General features: G+C 72.9%; 15 protein-coding genes. 10 read left to right on the top strand and 5 right to left on the bottom strand.

The window, feature by feature from the left end; all coding sequences use genetic code 11:
- Positions 1–34 precede the first annotated feature (34 nt).
- Entirely contained in the window at positions 35–1312 is a 1278-nt protein-coding gene (locus KU893_RS11965; RefSeq protein WP_218234596.1) for a hypothetical protein, read from the bottom strand.
- Between the two features lie 3 nt (positions 1313–1315).
- Entirely contained in the window at positions 1316–1792 is a 477-nt protein-coding gene (locus tag KU893_RS11960; RefSeq protein WP_218234595.1) for a hypothetical protein, read from the bottom strand.
- A 165-nt stretch (positions 1793–1957) separates the two neighbouring features.
- Between KU893_RS11960 and KU893_RS11955 the strand changes: the two genes are divergently transcribed.
- The 6 genes from KU893_RS11955 to KU893_RS11930 all read left to right on the top strand — a co-directional run bounded on the left by KU893_RS11955 (position 1958) and on the right by KU893_RS11930 (position 8477).
- Entirely contained in the window at positions 1958–2572 is a 615-nt protein-coding gene (locus KU893_RS11955) for a hypothetical protein (RefSeq protein WP_218234594.1), read from the top strand.
- Positions 2573–2627: 55 nt separating this feature from the next.
- Positions 2628–3812 carry an alpha/beta fold hydrolase gene (locus tag KU893_RS11950; protein WP_218234593.1) on the top strand — a complete coding sequence of 395 codons (1185 nt, stop codon included), beginning with the start codon at positions 2628–2630 and terminating at the stop codon, positions 3810–3812.
- Entirely contained in the window at positions 3809–5143 is a 1335-nt protein-coding gene (locus KU893_RS11945) for an MFS transporter (RefSeq protein WP_218234592.1), read from the top strand. The genes KU893_RS11950 and KU893_RS11945 overlap by 4 nt, the downstream gene beginning before the upstream one ends.
- Positions 5133–6560, top strand: a complete 1428-nt coding sequence (locus KU893_RS11940) for a pyridoxal phosphate-dependent decarboxylase family protein (RefSeq protein ID WP_218234591.1) — start codon at positions 5133–5135, stop codon at positions 6558–6560. Before KU893_RS11945 ends, KU893_RS11940 begins: the two co-directional genes overlap by 11 nt.
- Positions 6561–6957: 397 nt before the next feature.
- Complete coding sequence (locus KU893_RS11935) at positions 6958–7620, top strand: uracil-DNA glycosylase (RefSeq protein WP_218234655.1); 663 nt, start codon at positions 6958–6960, stop codon at positions 7618–7620.
- Between the two features lie 71 nt (positions 7621–7691).
- Positions 7692–8477, top strand: a complete 786-nt coding sequence (locus KU893_RS11930; protein WP_246592540.1) for a dioxygenase family protein — start codon at positions 7692–7694, stop codon at positions 8475–8477.
- A 161-nt stretch (positions 8478–8638) separates the two neighbouring features.
- On the opposite strand, the gene KU893_RS11925 is transcribed toward KU893_RS11930, so the two are convergent.
- The gene (locus tag KU893_RS11925; RefSeq protein ID WP_257441612.1) at positions 8639–8932 is read right to left on the bottom strand and encodes a MerR family transcriptional regulator; all 294 of its coding nucleotides are present in this window, start codon (positions 8930–8932) and stop codon (positions 8639–8641) included.
- A gap of 87 nt (positions 8933–9019) precedes the next feature.
- On the opposite strand from KU893_RS11925, the gene KU893_RS11920 reads away from it, so the two are divergent.
- The gene (locus tag KU893_RS11920; protein ID WP_218234590.1) at positions 9020–9463 is read left to right on the top strand and encodes an Hsp20/alpha crystallin family protein; all 444 of its coding nucleotides are present in this window, start codon (positions 9020–9022) and stop codon (positions 9461–9463) included.
- Positions 9464–9572: 109 nt separating this feature from the next.
- On the opposite strand, the gene KU893_RS11915 is transcribed toward KU893_RS11920, so the two are convergent.
- Together KU893_RS11915 and KU893_RS11910 are read right to left on the bottom strand one after the other, a co-directional pair.
- The gene (locus tag KU893_RS11915; RefSeq protein ID WP_257441611.1) at positions 9573–11141 is read right to left on the bottom strand and encodes a succinic semialdehyde dehydrogenase; all 1569 of its coding nucleotides are present in this window, start codon (positions 11139–11141) and stop codon (positions 9573–9575) included.
- Positions 11138–12793, bottom strand: a complete 1656-nt coding sequence (locus KU893_RS11910) for a GMC family oxidoreductase (RefSeq protein ID WP_218234589.1) — start codon at positions 12791–12793, stop codon at positions 11138–11140. Before KU893_RS11910 ends, KU893_RS11915 begins: the two co-directional genes overlap by 4 nt.
- Positions 12794–12919: 126 nt before the next feature.
- Here KU893_RS11910 and pdxY point away from each other — a divergent pair, with 126 nt between their 5' ends.
- The 3 genes from pdxY to KU893_RS11895 form a co-directional block, all read left to right on the top strand.
- Positions 12920–13792, top strand: coding sequence for a pyridoxal kinase PdxY (pdxY, locus tag KU893_RS11905; protein WP_344771653.1), 873 nt, complete (start codon positions 12920–12922; stop codon positions 13790–13792).
- Positions 13793–13873: 81 nt separating this feature from the next.
- Positions 13874–15214: a helix-turn-helix domain-containing protein gene (locus tag KU893_RS11900; protein WP_218234587.1), complete on the top strand. Its 1341-nt coding sequence runs from the start codon at positions 13874–13876 to the stop codon at positions 15212–15214.
- A gap of 101 nt (positions 15215–15315) precedes the next feature.
- Positions 15316–16062 (top strand): helix-turn-helix domain-containing protein (locus tag KU893_RS11895; RefSeq protein ID WP_218234586.1); only part of this gene is annotated, 747 nt, incomplete at its 3' end.

Below are 16062 nucleotides of genomic sequence, written 5' to 3'. Positions count from 1 at the left end.
CCCCTCCTGAGCCCTGCCCTGAGCCCGGTCCCCCTCAGGACAGGACGCCGGGCGCGGCCCCCTCGTCGTCGATCCAGTCGCTGCCGTCGTCGAAGAGGTCGCGCTCCTCGTCGCCCTCCTCGCCCGTGCGCCGGCCCCGGCCGCCCGCAGCGCCCGCCGCTCCGGCACCCGAGCGCGCGCCGCGACCGCCGGCCGCACCCGCGGCACCACGACCACCCGCGCGACCACCCGCACGACCACCGGCACCGCGGCCGGCCTGGCTGCCCGGCGTACCGACCCCGGAACGACCGAGCGAGCCGGCACCCGCGGTGCGCGAGCTCGCGCCGATCCGCCCCACGGACTGTCCGGGCACGCCACCGCCCCCGAGCAGGCCGCGCACGGCGTTGGCGAGGCCCGGCATGCCGGCGACACCGGCGCCCACGGCACCCGCGGCGAACGGGTTGATCCCACCGCCACCTCCGCCGGCGCCGCCCGGGCCACCGCCCGGTCCACCACCCGGGGTCAGCACCGACGGCCCGACCGGCGGGCTGCCGGGCTCGAGGAAGTCGCCCGGGTTGCCGGGGTCCCAGGGGTCGAACGGGTCGGCCGGCGGCACCACGTGCGGCGGGTGGGTCGGGTCGCCCGGGTCGCCCGGGTCGTTGCCGGGCGGGGTCTGCGGACCCTCGGGCTCCCCGAGCGTCGGCGGCGTGCCGCGCCGGATCGGCAGGCCCGGAGAACCGCCGGGCGTGTTGCCCGCCGGCGGGAGGTCCTCGGGATAGACCGGCTCCCCGTGGATGTCGGCGAGCACCGCGGACGCGTCGCCGTAGGCCTCGTCGAGGTTCGCCAACGCAACCCGGGCCGACTCGTCGTGGTGGTCGTAGGTCGAGGCGGCCTGGTCGTGGGCGGTCTTGTCCTTGTCGTACTGCTTCTTCGCCGCGGCGTAGTCGTCGTCGGTCATGCCGGTCGGGTTGGGCTTCGTGGGTGCCGCGCCGGGGTCGACGTACTTGTTGTCGCGGATCTGCTCGACCGCCCGCAGGCGGCCGCTCGCCGTGTTCAGGACCCCACCGGCCGCCTTCATCTGCTCCGAACGCTCCCCGACCTGGACGCTGAGGGCGAGGAAGGCGGCGCTGCCGCGCTCGGCGGTGCCCTCGGGGTCGCCCTCGGCCCCGTCGCTGAAGCCGAGCTTCACCGTCGCCGCCGTGGTCTCGAGGATCCTCTTCAGCTTTCTGAGCCTCGCCGCGTGCAGGCCCCACGTGATGCCCGAGGCGTTGACCTGGTCGGAGTCGGACAGCGCCGTGACCGCCTCGGCCTTGCGGATGTGCTCACCGGCCATCGCTCAGCCCTCCTGCTCGTCGGGGTTGGTCTCGCTCGCCTGGGCGTTCGCGTTGTCGTAGACCGCCTGGTGGTAGGCGTCATCGGCGTTGCCGGTGTCGGCGTTGCCGAGCGCGGTGATCGCGTTCACTCGCGCGTTGAGCTCGGTCCGGGCGTCGGTGTCGACCTCGACGAAGCCGTCGCGGGCCGCGACGCAGGCGGCCTTGAAGTTCTCGAGGTCGGTCACGACCCCCACGAGGGTGTCGCGCATGACGGCATGGGCCTTGGCGTGGTGGAGGGCGACCAGCGGCGAGCGCTCGGCCGCACCGAAGGCGGACTTCGGGATGAAGGCGTCGGCGCTGAACTCCTCGGGGTCGATCATCGGCATCATCCGGTTGATCTCGTCGATCGCCTCCTGGATGGCCTGCTCGACGACGGCGATGCCCTTCGGCGAGGCCTTCACCGCCGCGGCTGTGAAGTCGGTGATGAACTGCGGCAACATCGGCGGCTGGTTCCTTCCCGAGAGGCGCGCGGGCACCGGCCGCGCAGCATGGTCTCCCGATGGCCTTCCCCCGCCCCCCGACCCTTACACCCCCCGACCCGAAGTTCCTCCACCCGCGACCGGCCGCCTACGCTGGCGGCTCCCCCTCTCGGAAAGGCCGGTGCCTTGAGACGTCGTACCCGGACCGGACTCCTCGCCGCCGGCGCCTGCCTCGCCCTGCTCCTCGGCGCCTGCCAGGACGGGGGCGACCCGTCGCCCTCGCCGAGCCGGTCGCCCGCTGCCGACGCGTCCACGGGCAGCGCCGCACCCAGCCCCACCGCCTCCGCGCCGTCACCGGCCGCCACCGGACGCACGATCGAGACACCGCTGGTGTCCTTCCGGCTCCCCAACGGGGACTGGGAGCTCGACGGCGACGGCCGGACCCAGGCCAGCTACCGGGAGACGCCGGACTACTGGACCATGGCGGTCTACGAGTCGAAGGTCATGGGCAACGCGACCGACGGGCTCGACGAGGTCGCCGAGGCGGTAGGCGTCGGCGACCGCACCGAGCTGGACCCGCCGCTCGTACGGGGCGACAACCGGGTGGTCGACGGCGTCGAGGGCATCACCGCCAGCACCACCACGGCCAACGAGTTCGACGCGACGCTGCGCATGACGCGCTACACCTGGGCCGCCGAGGTCGAGGGCAGCCTCGTCGAGCTGGTGCTGGACGGCAAGGCCGACGACCCACGCACGCCGCAGTGGTTCGACGCGGTGCTGGCGTCGGTCGCCTGGAAGTAGAACCCGTTCTCGGACGACAGCGGCGCGAGCCGGCGCTGCGCGGTAGTTTTCGCCCATGGATCTGGTGCCCCTGCGCTCCGTCCCGGGCGTCGGCCTGCTCCCCGCCCCGGACCAGGTCGTCGCTGCGGCGAGCAACGTCGCCCACAAGCTGCTCTACGGCGGCGTCGCCGACCTGCGGCCGATGCCGCGCACCCTGATCGACGACGGGACCCTGCGCGAGGTCTACCACTACCGCCCGGCGGGCCACGTCCAGGAGCACGGCGACCCGGTGCTGCTGGTGACACCGCTCGCGGCACCGGCGAGCTGCTACGACCTGCGGCGCGGGTGCTCGCTGGTCGAGCACTTCGTGACGGAGGGGCGGCCGACCTACCTGGTGGAGTACGGCGAGGTCTCCTTCCGTGACCGCAACCTCGGCATGGAGCACTGGGTCGACGAGGTCGTGCCGACCGCGATCCGCGAGGTGTCGAAGCACGCCGGCGGCCGTCCCGTGCACGTGATCGGCTGGTCGCTGGGCGGCATCTTCTCCCTGCTCACCCTCGCCGACCAGCGCTCCGGCGACCTGCCCGTCGCGTCGCTGACCGTCGTCGGCTCGCCGATCGACATCTCGCTCGTGCCGCTGCTGGCACCGTTCCGGCCGCTGCTCAACCTGTTCAACGGCAAGGGCCCGGTCACCAAGGGCTACCAGATGCTGGGCGGGGCGCCGAAGCCACTGGTGAAGTGGGCCTTCCAACTCACCGCGTTCCAGAAGCTGGTGACCAAGCCGATCGCGCTGGCGACCCACGTCGACGACCGCGAGTTCCTCGCGCAGGTCGAGGCGGTCGACCACTTCACGGCGAACATGATCGCCTACCCCGGGCGCACGTTCGGCCAGCTCTACCACCGCTTCGCCAAGGGCAACCAGCTCGCCAGCGGCACCTTCGAGCTCGACGACCGGACCATCGACCTGGGTGAGATCACCGTCCCGGTGCTGGTGTTCGGCGGTTCGACCGACGGCATCGCGCCGGTCCCGGCGGTGCGTGCCGTCGTACCGATCCTGACCAAGTCGCCCGAGGTCCGCTTCGAGGTCGTGCCCGGTGGCCACCTCGGCATGCTGACCGGCCGCGCCGCCCGGACCACCACCTGGCTGGTCATGGACGAGTGGATCTCCCAGTGGTCGACCGACAGCCGGGCGACCGCGCCGATCGGCACCAACCGGAAGCGGCGCCACTCCTCCGCGGCCTCGCGGGCGCTCGGGAAGTGAGCTCCCCGGGGACGCCCCTCCCCCGCAGCGTCCGGATCGGGTACGGCGCCGGGTCGGTCGCCACCGGCGCGTTCGGCACCGTGCCGGGCCTGATGCTGCTCCCCTACCTGACCGACAGCCTCGCCGTGCCCGCGCTGCTGGCGGGGGCGATCGTCTTCCTTCCGAAGGCGTGGGACGTCGTCCTCAACCCGGTGGCGGGCCGGATCAGCGACCGCACCGTCGACCCGCGCGGGCCGCGACGGCCGTGGCTGCTACGCGCCGGCCTCGTGCTGGGCGTCTGCTTCGCCGTCCTCTTCGCCGGCCCCGACCTCGGCTCGCAGGCGTTCGACGCGGCGTGGGTGCTGGTCGCCTTCCTGGCCTGCGCAACCGCCTACGCCTTCTTCCAGGTGCCCTACGTCGCGATGCCCGCCGAGATCACCGACTCCTACGCCGAGCGCACCCGGCTGATGACCTGGCGGGTGGCGATCCTGGCGTTCACGATCCTGCTCGCGGGGGCGAGTGCGCCGGCGATCCGGGACGCGGTCGGCGGCCGCGACGGCTACCGCGCGATGGGCGTCGTGATGGCGGCGATCATCGTCACCGGCGCGCTGCTGGCCTACCGCGGCACCCGCGGTGCCCGGGTCGGCGAGGTGGCGCCGGGACCGGGCACGCTGCGCGACCAGCTCCGCCTGGTCGCCGCCGCGCGGGACTTCCGGCTGCTGCTGGTCACCTTCGTCCTGCAGGCGCTCGCCACCGGCTGCATGCTCGCCGGCGTCGACTACCTCGCCGGCGACGTCCTCGAACGCGACGGCGCCGCGACGATCCTGTTCGTCTGCTTCGTCGGGCCGGCGCTGCTGCTGACGCCCGGGTGGGCGGCGCTCGGGCGGCGGATCGGCAAGAAGCAGGGGTACGTCGCCTCCTCGCTCGTGCTCGCCGCCGGCGCCGCGCTGGCCGTGCTCGCCGGGCACGTGCCGTCGGCCGTGGTGTTCGCGGCGGTGGGCCTGGTCGGCGTCGGGTACGCCGGCGCCCAGGTGTTCCCGATGGCGATGCTGCCGGACGCGGCAGCCGTCGACGCGCGGCGGACCGGCTCCTCGCGGGTGGGTGTCTACACGGGCGTGTGGACCGCCGGCGAGACCCTCGGCCTGGCGTTGGGCCCCGGCCTGTTCGCGGTGGCGCTGGCGCTGGGGTCCTACCGGTCCAGCGACAGCGGCGACGTGGCGCAGCCGGACTCCGCGGTCACCGCGATCACGCTCGGCTTCTCGGTGCTGCCGGCCCTGCTGGTGCTCGCGAGCCTGTGGTGGCTGCGTGGCTACGCTCTCGACGAGAGGGAGGTCGATCTCGTTGACGCCTGAGGAGATCCGCAAGCGACTGGTCGCGCTGCAGGAGGACGACCTACCCGTGCACGGCGGCCGGACCCTGGCCTACGTGTACGACGCCGGGCTGGCCGAGGTCGACGCGCTCGCCCGCGAGGCCGTGGCGGCGTTCGCCGGCAGCAACGGCCTGGACCCGACGGCGTTCCCGAGCCTGCTGGCGATGGAGAACGACCTCGTGGCCTTCGCCCGCGACCTGGTCGAGGGACCTGCCTCGATGGTCGGGACGCTGACGTCGGGCGGCACCGAGTCCTGCCTGCTGGCGGTGCTGGGCGCGCGCGACGCCCACCCGGAGATCGCCTCGCCGTCGATCGTCGTGCCCGACACGGTGCACGCGGCGTTCCACAAGGCCGGGCACTACTTCGGCCTCCGGGTGGTCGTGGTGCCGACCGGTCCCGACCACCGCGCCGACGCAGCGGCGATGGCGGCCGCCCTCGACGACACCACCGTGCTGGTGGTGGCCAGCGCGCCGTCGTACGCGGACGGCGTGGTGGACCCGGTCCCGCAGATCGCGGCGGCGGCGGCCGCCCGGGGCGTGCGCTGCCACGTCGACGCGTGCATCGGCGGCTGGGTGCTGCCGTACGCCGCCCGGCTGGGACGGCCGGTGACGCCGTGGACCTTCGCGGTCGAGGGCGTCACGTCGATCTCCACCGACCTGCACAAGTACGCCTACGCACCCAAGGGCGCGTCGCTGCTCCTGCACCGCACGCCCGCGCTGCGCCGCCCGCAGTACTTCGCCCACGCCGGCTGGCCCGGCTACACGATGCTCAACGCGACCCTGCAGTCGACGCGCTCGGGCGGCCCGACGGCCGGGGCGTGGGCGACGGTGCAGGCGATCGGCGACGCCGGGTACCTCCGGCTGGCCGAGCAGGCGCTGGCCGCCACCGACACGATCGCGGCAGGGATCTCGACCCTCGGCGGGCTCGCCCTGGTCGCCGCCCCGGAGTCGACGCTGGTGGCCGCGGTCGCCGACGGGCCGCTCGACGTGTTCACGGTCTGCGACGAGATGGCGGTGCGCGGGTGGTTCGTCCAGCCCCAGCTGTCGTACCGCGACCGGCCGCCGTCGCTGCACGTCGCGATCAGCGCCGCGACCGAGCCCGCCGCCTTCCTGGCCGCGCTGGAGGAGTCCGTCGCCGCAGCCCTGGGGGCCGGTCCGGTGCCGGTCGATCCCGGAGTCGCGGAGCTGCTGCGGGCGCTGGACCCGGTGACCCTCGGCGACGCCGAGCTCGACCTGCTGCTGGCCGCCGGCGGCCTGGCCGGGGACGGCGGCGAGATCGGCCTGCCCGAGCGGATGGCGTCGGTCAACGCGCTGCTCGACGTCGCGCCGCCGGCGCTGCGTGAGGCGGTCCTCGTGGCCTTCCTCGACCGGCTGGCCCGGCCGGTCGCTGCCGGGACATAGTCCCAACGGACTAACCGGTCCCGGCCGCGTTCCCGATTCGCGCACCCCGGGTCGCTCCGTAGAGTTCTCATTACCGACGCGGACCTCGACGTTCGTTGGAGGGAGCCCCACCGGGTCCGGCACCCCATTGCCGGGAGTGCCCCCGGAGGACCAACAGGGCTCGAGATCCGCGCCGGAGCTCGTCGCACGTCGGCGGGCGCCCCGAGGAGGGGGTGGGGCGCGCGCCGGCACCGCGACGACAGGGAGCAGCAACCACGGCCGGACCCTCGGAGGGGTGGGGTCTGGGGGGACCGCGACGCCTTTGGTGTCCTAGGGTTCGGCCGTGGGTGCAACCAGTCAGAGCTCGGCCGGCTCGTCACGACCAGGTTCTCTTGCGTCGCTCGTCGACCAGGGCCTGATGGCCGCCGACTGGGCCGACGCGCTGGCACCGGTGGAGGGCCGGGTCGCCGCGCTCGGGCAGTTCCTCCGCGCCGAGATCGCCGCGGGCCGCGCCTACCTGCCGGCCGGCGAGCACGTCTTCCGCGCCTTCCGGCGCCCGCTCGCCGATGTTCGCGTCCTCGTCGTGGGCCAGGACCCCTACCCCACGCCGGGCCACCCGATCGGACTCAGCTTCGCCGTCGACCGGGGCGTGCGCCCGATCCCGCGCAGCCTCGGGAACATCTACCAGGAGCTGGCCGACGACGTCGGCTTCGTCCCTCCCGGCCACGGCGACCTCACCGCCTGGGCCGACCAGGGCGTGATGCTGCTCAACCGGGTGCTCACCGTGCGCCCCGGCGAGCCCGGCTCGCACCGGGGCCAGGGCTGGGAGCACGTCACGGCGTGCGCGATCCAGGCCTTGGTACGACGGGCCGAGGCCGGCGCGCCGGTCGCCGCGATCCTGTGGGGCCGGGACGCGCAGACGCTCAGAGCGCACCTCGGCTCGATCCCGTCGGTCGAGTCCCCGCACCCCTCGCCGCTGTCGGCCTCGCGCGGGTTCTTCGGGTCGCGCCCGTTCAGCCGAGTCAACGCCCTGCTCGTGGAGCGCGGCGGTCGGCCCGTCGACTGGGCGTTGCCGGCCTGAGCCGCGGGCGTCCGGCCTTGCCGGGAGGAACCGCCGGGAATATAGTTGAAGTCTTAACTATTGGAGTGGACATGACGACGGACACCAGCACCCGGATGCCGGCCCTCTACATCGGGCACGGCGCTCCCCCGCTCCTCGACGACCCGCTGTGGTCGAGCCAGCTCGCGGCCTGGGCGGGCGACCTGCCGCGACCGAAGGCGATCCTGATCGTCAGCGCCCACTGGGAGTCCGCGCCGCTCTCGCTCACCGCGAGCGGCGCTCCCCTGGTCTACGACTTCGGCGGGTTCGCCCCTAAGTACTACAAGATGACCTACCGGACGCCCGACGCAACGGCGTTGGCCACGCGGGTGGCGGCGATGATGCCGCGCACCGAGCCGGTCCACCAGCACGCCTCGCGCGGCCTCGACCACGGCGCGTGGGTGCCGCTGAAGATCATGTACCCCGCGGCCGACATCCCCGTCCTGCAGATGTCGATGCCCACCCACGACCCGGGCCGGCTGATGGAGATCGGCCGCCGGCTCAAGCCGCTGCGCGACGAGGGCGTGCTCATCATCGGGTCCGGCTTCCTCACCCACGGCCTGCCGTTCCTGACGTCCTGGCAGATCGACGCCGACGCCCCGGGCTGGTCCTCGGACTTCGACGCGTGGGCCGGTGAGGCGATGGCCCGCGGCGACGTCGACGAGCTGGCGTCGTACCGCTCGAAGGCGCCGGGCATGCCCTTCGCGCACCCCACCGTCGAGCACTACACGCCGCTGTTCGTCACGCTCGGCGCCGCGACCGACCCGACCGAGCCCGGCGACCAGGTGATCGACGGGTTCTGGATGGGACTGTCGAAGCGCTCGCTTCAGGTTGCCTGAGCAGCAGAGCGCGAGGAACGAGCGCTCTGCGTGGGCGAAGGCAGATTGAGCAAGCGCAGCGACTGAGGAACGACGTCGCTGCAGCGCGTCGAAATCCGGTTGGTCACGACCAAGGGTCGGCTCCGGCGGTCTCGAGGCTCGTCGCTGGCGCTCCTCGCACCTCAACCAACGGATGCGAGTCGCCGACGCAGCCGGGCCACCTCGGCCTCGAGCTCGAGCACCTTGGCGATCCCGGCGAGGTTGAGCCCGTCCGCCAGCAGGTCGCGGATCCGGTGCAGCGTCTCGATGTCGGCGTGGCTGTAGAGGCGGGTGCCGCCGTCGCTCCTCGCGGGCTCCAGGAGGCCGCGCCGCTCGTACACGCGCAGGTTCTGGATCTCCATCGACGTCATCCGTGCCGCGACGGAGATGGCGAAGACCCCTCGCGTGTCGTCGGTTCGACCTCGGCCTTGATTCACGGGATCAGGTTATCTATAACGGTGATTGCAGATCAACGCACGACCGGCTCACCCCGGAGCCGGCGTATCCCGAAGGAGGAACCTGTCATGTTGCTGCGTACCACCGACCCGTTCCGTGACTTCGACCGGCTCGCCGGCCAGCTCCTCGGCGCCGGACTCGGTACGACGAACCGGCCGGCCGTCATGCCGATGGACGCCTGGCGCCAGGGCGAGCAGTTCGTCCTCGAGCTCGACATCCCCGGCGTCAGCAAGGAGAGCATCGACATCGACGTCGAGCGCAACGTGCTGACCGTCCGGGCCGAGCGGGTCGCCGGCAACGGGGACTGGCAGCGCCTGGCCTCCGAGCGCACCCACGGCCAGTTCTCGCGCCAGCTGGTCCTCGGCGACAACCTCGACCTCGAGCGGATCGAGGCGTCCTACGAGAACGGCGTGCTGCGCCTGGTCATCCCGGTGGCCGAGAAGGCCAAGCCGCGCAAGATCGAGATCGCCGGGGCCTCCCCGACGGCCGACCGCGAGGCGATCGAGGCGTGAGCATCGAGCTCGTCGAGTAGCCGCGGAGCGAGGAACGAGCGCAGCGGCGTGTCGAGACATCTCCCGACGTCTCGACACGCCCGAGCGGCTGCTCGCCGAGCGTCAGCGCTCAGCGCACGCGGAGCTTCCGCATCAGCTTGAGCGAGCTGAGCATCTGCTTGACGTACGCCTCGTAGGCCTGGCCCGGACGCGGGCCCATCACCTGCTTCTTCAGCACGGCGACGTTCTTCGCGTCGGTGTACTTGAGCAGGCCCTGGTCACCGTGGCGGGCGCCGATGCCGGACTTCTTCACCCCGCCCGAGGGCGAGCCCTTGGAGGCGTACGCCGTCGCGAGGGCGTCGTTGATGTTGACGTTGCCGGACTCGATCCGCTCCGCCACCGCCTCCGCGCGGGCGAGGTCGCCGCTCCACACCGAGGCGTTGAGGCCGTAGTCGGTGTCGTTGGCGAGGTGGATCGCCTCGTCGACGGTGCGGTAGGAGTACAGCGACACGACCGGGCCGAAGGTCTCGGTGTGACCGGCCAGCATGTCCTTGGTGACGCCCTCGAGCACGGTCGGCTCGAAGAAGGCGGGGCCGATGTCGGGCCGCGCGCGCCCACCGGTGAGGACCGTCGCGCCCTTGGCGACGGCGTCCTCGACGTGCGAGGCCACCCGGTCGCGGTGGTCGGGGCTGACCAGCGAGCCGATCTCGGGTCCGAAGTCGTACGCCGCCCCGATGTCCAGATGGGCGGCCCGCTCCACGAAGGCGGACTTCAGCTCGTCGTACCGGCTCTCGGGCAGGTAGATCCGCTCGATGTGCATGCAGATCTGGCCGGTGTTGCCGAAGACGCCGAAGGTGGTGCCCTCCACCCACTCCTCGACGTTGACGTCGTCGAGCACGATCATCGGGTTCTTGCCGCCGAGCTCGAGGCAGCAGCCGATCAGGTTGCGGCCGGCGCGCTCGCCGATCACCCGGCCGGTCGCGGTGGACCCGGTGAACATGACGTAGTCGGCGTTGTCGATCAGGGTCGGGCCGACGTCGGGACCCTCACCGCAGACGACCTGGAACAGGCCCTTCGGCAGGCCCGCCTCCTCGAGCAGCGAGATGCCGTAGAGCGGCGAGAGCGCCGTCTTGTTGTCGGGCTTCACCACGACGGCGTTGCCGGCGATGAGCGCGGGGATGGCGTCGGAGAGTCCCGTGGCGAACGGGAAGTTCCACGGCGCGATGATGCCGACGACGCCCTTGGGGACGCGCACCTCGGTCGAGCCGGACACGATCGGCACCGGACCGCCGTGCTTCTTCGGGGCGAGCAGCTTCTTGGCGCGCTTGAGGTAGTACGACATCACCATCGGCGGGTCGCACGTCTCCTCGATCGCCATCCGCCGGTTCTTGCCGCTCTCGACCTGGATCAGGTCGGCGGTGGTGTGGGCGTTGTCGACGAGCAGGGTGTGCGCGCGGTCGAAGACCTCGAGCCGTTTCGCGACCGGCCACTGCGCCCACAGCTGCTGCGCCGCGCGGGCCTGCGCGAAGGCGGCCTCGATGTCCTCGGGGGTCGACTGCGGGAGCTCGACGAGCACCTCGCCGGTGTAGACCTCGCTCAGCTTCCAGGTCGCGCCGGTGCGACCGGGAACCCGGGCGACGAGGCGCTGGAGCAGCTCGTCGGTGACGGAGGCCGGTCGCTGCGGTGTCGTACGCGTCACCAGTCCGCTCCGCCCAGGATGAGCTCGGCGGCCTTCTCGCCGATCATGTAGCACGGGGCGTTGGTGTTGCCGCCGGTGATGCTCGGCATGATCGAGGCGTCCGCGACGCGCAGGCCCTCGATGCCGCGGACCTTGAGGTCCGGGCCGACGACCGCGCGCTCGTCGACGCCCATCCGGCAGGTGCCGACGCCGTGGTAGACGGAGGTCGAGCGGTTCTTGAGCGCGACCCGCAGCTCCTTGCCGTTGGGGATGGACGGCCCCGGGTGGATCTCCTCCTTGACCGCACCTCCGAAGGCGGCCGAGGCCATGATCTCGCGGATCATCTCGGTGCCCTCGGCGAGCACCTCGACGTCGGCGGGGTCGGTGAAGAAGCCGTAGTCGATGAGCGGCGCGGCGGTCGGGTCGGACGACGCGAGGCGCAGGGTGCCGCGGCTCTTCGGGTAGATCAGCGTCGAGAAGACCGTGAGCGAGGGGCGGCCGTCGGGGATGTGCCGGATCGGCTCGTCCTGGTTGGGGCTCGGGTAGGCCCAGGGCAGCATGTGCAGCTGGAGGTCGGGCACGTCGGTGGCGGCCGACGTACGCACGAAGCCGACCGACTCGAAGACCGAGTTGTCGAGGAACGAGCCCCCGCGGGTCAGGTCGCGCGCCATGCCCTTGAAGAAGGTCCAGGCGTTGCCGCGGTACTTCACGCTCGGGACGTGGAACGAGAGCGGGTGGAACAGGTGGTCGTGCAGGTTGTCGCCGACCGGAAGGTCCGCGACGCAGTCGATGCCGACGCTGGCGAGGTGGTCGGCGTGCCCGATGCCGGAGAGCATCAGCAGCTGCGGGCTGTTGGCGAAGCCGGCGGAGAGGATGACCTCCTTGCCGGCCTTGATGAAGCGGCGCGTGCCGCCCCCCCTGCCCTGGTCGATGACCTCGACGCCGGTGGCGCGGCCGTTCTCGATGACGACCTTCGCGACGTGGACCTCGGTCTGGAACTCCAGCGTGCGCGGCGCGAGGTGGTGGACGTAGCCACGGGTCGAGGAGTAGCGCAGGCCCTCGGCAGCGTTCTGCTGCATCCGGGCGATGCCCTCCTGCTCGGCGGCGTTGTAGTCGTCGAGGACCTTCACGCCGAGCGTGTCGGCGGTGGCCTGGATGAACTGGAGGGTGGCCTCCTGCGGCGTCTTGTTGCGGGTGATCTTGATGGGGCCGCCGGCGCCGCGGTAGGCGTTCTCGCCGTCCTCGAAGTCCTCGTAGCGCTTGAACGCCGCGTTGACCTCGTCGGCGCTCCAGCCGGCGTTGCCCTCGGCCGCCCAGGAGTCGTAGTTGGCGCGGTTGCCGCGGACGTAGACCATGCCGTTGACCGAGCTCGAGCCGCCGCCGACCTTGCCGCGCGGCGCGGGCATCCGGCGGCCGTCGAGGCCGGGCTGGGGCACGGAGCGGTAGCCCCAGTCGAAGAGCCTCTCGAGCCGCGGCTCGGAGTGCATCGGGCCGATCATGCCGGGCTTCTTCGTGAAGTAGCCGTGCATGCCGGTGTCGTCGGACTTGCCGGCCTCGAGCAGGATCACGCTCGCGCCGGACTGGGCGAGCCGCCCGGCCACGACCGACCCGGAGCTGCCCGACCCGACCACCACGTAGTCAGCCTCGTTGCTGTACGGCGCGCGCTTCGCCATCCGATTCCCATCCTTCGCTCGTGTGACCGGGGTCATTCGGGGGGCCCGGCCGCCTCACTGTAACGCGTTCTAGTTTCGTCACGAAAGTGTTTCGTGTTCTCGTCTTGGCGAGGGGCGGCTGGGAGGATGGCCTCCGTGCGGATCCTGTCCATCCAGTCCTCGGTCGCCTACGGCCACGTCGGCAACTCCGCGGCGGTCTTCCCGCTGCAGCGCCTCGGCCACGAGGTGTGGCCGGTGTTCACCGTGCACTTCTCCAACCACACCGGGTACGGCGCCTGGCGCGGTCCGCTGCTCGACCCCGCCGACGTCGGCGAGGTGATCATGGGGATCGAGGAGCGCGGCGTGCTGCCGTCCTGCGACGCGGTGCTGTCGGGCTACCAGGGCTCCCCCGCCGTCGCGTCGGTGGTCGTGGACGCCGTCAAGCGGGTCAAGGCGGCCAACCCCGCGGCGACGTACACCTGCGACCCGGTGATGGGCAACGCGAAGTCGGGCTGCTTCGTCAACCCGGAGATCCCGCCGATCATCCGCTCCGAGGTGGTCCCGGTCGCCGACATCCTCACGCCCAACCAGTTCGAGCTGGGCTTCATCACCGGCCGCGACGAGCTGTCCGGGCCGTCCTCGCTCGAGGACATCCTCGCCGCCGCCGACGAGGTGCGTGCCCTCGGCCCCGCCACCGTGCTGGTCACCTCGGTCGAGCGCGCGGGCGCCCCCGACGGCGTGATCGAGATGATCGCCGTCACCGGCGACGGCGCGTGGATCGTGCAGACCCCGCGGCTGCCGATGAAGGCGAACGGCTCCGGGGACATCACTGCCGCGCTCTTCACCGCCCACCTGCACACGACCGGCTCGGCCGCGCTCGCCCTGGGCCGGACCGTCGCGTCGGTGTACGACGTGCTCGCGGCGACCCTGGCGTCCGGCGAGCGCGAGCTGCGGCTGATCGCGGCGCAGGACGCGATCGCCGTACCCGACGAGCGGTTCGAGGTCACCGCGCTGCGCTGAGCAGCGACGCTTGGCAGAACTCAGCAAGATCTCGGCAGCCGCGCGGGCACAATGCGTGTCGAGTCGAGGCAGAATGCAGGGGTGGATGTCAGTACTGAGCTTGCCGCCCTCAGCCGCACCATCGACGCGGGCGTCCTGGGGCAGCGGATCAAGACCGCGCGCATCGCGGCCGGCCTGACCCAGAGCGAGCTCGCCTCGCCGGAGGCCTCGGCCGCGTACCTGTCCCGCATCGAGTCCGGCGACCGCCGCCCCGAGCTCAAGCTGCTGCTGGTGTTCGCCGCCAAGGTGGGCATGACGCTGGAGCAGCTGCTCACCGGCGTGACCGGCGACCGGCAGGCCGAGCTGCGCACCCGGATCGACCGTGCGGCCTGGGCGCTCGAGCACGACGGCCCGGCCGCACTGGCCGAGCTGCGAGACATCACAGCCGCCCTCGACGGCTCGCCCGAGTCCGACACCTCGACCGAGGTCGCCCTGCTCACCGCGCTGGCCGCCCGCGCGGCCGGCGACCTGGACGACGCCATCATCCGGCTCGAGGACCTGGTCGAGGCCGGACCCACCGCACGACACTGGCTGGACGCCGCGGTCGCGCTGACATCGGCCTACGTCGCCGGGGGCGACGCCGGACGTGCCGTGCGGCTGGGCGAGCAGGCGCTGGCGACCCTGGACGCCGCGGGCATCGCCGGAGGCGACCACGCGCTCGCCCTGGCGACCGCGCTCAGCGCCGCCCACGTCGCGCAGGGCGACACGGACCGCGCGCTCCAAGCGCTGGGCCGGGTCCCGTCGGCTGCCGCCGCGCCTGACCTCGCCGCCGCCTACCACCGGGCCAGCAGTGCCGAGCTCGAGAACGCGAACGTCCACCTCGCCCGCACCTTCGCCGCGACGGCGCGCCGGATCGGCGACGACGTCGCGCGGCGCGTGAGGGCCGCGCGCCACCAGGCAGCGCGGGGCGAGCTGCTCCTCGCCGCCGACGAACCGGACGTGGCCAACGCACGAGCGGCCCTGGAGAGGGCCGTGGACATGCTCAGCGGCCACGGCTCCGCCGCCGAGCTGGCGGCCGTGCGCACGGCCCTCGCCCGTGCCGTCTTCCTCGACGGCGAGCCGGACGCCGCCGTGGCGATCCTGGGCGCCGACGCCGACGCCGATCTCTCCCCCGTCCTGGCCGCGACCCGCGACCTGCTCCTCGGCCAGATCCAACGGCGTGCCCGCAAGGCCAAGGCCGCGCACGAGAGCTTCGCCCGCGCAGCCGACGCCCTGCGCGGCGTCGCCGGCGACCGCTCAGCGGCCCAGCTGTGGTTCGAGCTCGGGTCGATCTTCGACGAGCTCGGCGACGCCGATGCCTCCCGTGACGCCTACCGTCGTGCCGCCGCGGCCACCGGGCTGGCCGCCACCGGCGCGGCGGCCCACCGGCGCGCGACCACCTGAGCCGCCCCGGTCCCCGGCGGGCAGGCCGAGGTCCGCGGGGCCCGCAGGCGGAGGATCCGTTCCGCCCGGATCCGACCGGTCACCCCCGTAGCATGGGGCCCATGGCGCCAGGGTCGATCCAGCCGTCCGGGCCGGTCGACCAGGTGCACCTCGGCCGACGGCTCCGCGGTGCGCGCAGGACGATCGGCAAGGCGGTTGCGGCGCTTGCCGAGGAGACCGGCCTGGCTCCCGAGCTGATCGAGGACATCGAGGCCGGTCGGGTCCTCCCCGACGAGCGAGCGCTGACGGTGCTCGCCCGGCACACGCAGACCTCACCCGACACGCTGGTCAGCGGCCCGGACGCCGCGGCGCTGGTCGACATCTTGGGCTACCTCGACAACGCCGAGCTCCTGCACTCCTCCCACGAGCGCACCGGCGAGCTCCTGCGTGCCGCCGACTGCGCACTCGACCGGCTGGCCGGCGGCGCGGCACCCGAGGTCGTGCGCACCGCCCGCCGTCTGCGCGCCACGGCGCTCGAACGGTCCGGGAACCTCGAGGGCGCCATCTCCGAGCTGCTCGTCGTGACCGCCGAGCCGCTCGCCGAGACGCAGTGGCTCACCGACCTGATCGCGCTGAGCAGGTGCTATCGGGAGTCGGGCCACCTCCACCGCGCGATCGACGTCGGCGAGAGCCGGCGGGAGGAGATCCACGCCCTCGGCCTCGCGGACAGCGCGGAGGCCATCCGGCTGACCGTCACCGTCGCCGGCGCCTACATCTTCCGCGCTGCCGAGGGCGACCTCGGCCATGCGACGCGGCTGTGCCTGCGGGCCGCCACGACACGCGCGGGGCAAGGCCGTGCGGGGGCCCGC

This window comes from Nocardioides daeguensis (assembly GCF_019192965.1).
Classification (GTDB): domain Bacteria; phylum Actinomycetota; class Actinomycetes; order Propionibacteriales; family Nocardioidaceae; genus Nocardioides; species Nocardioides daeguensis.
This window is presented reverse-complemented; position numbering and strand designations above follow the sequence as displayed.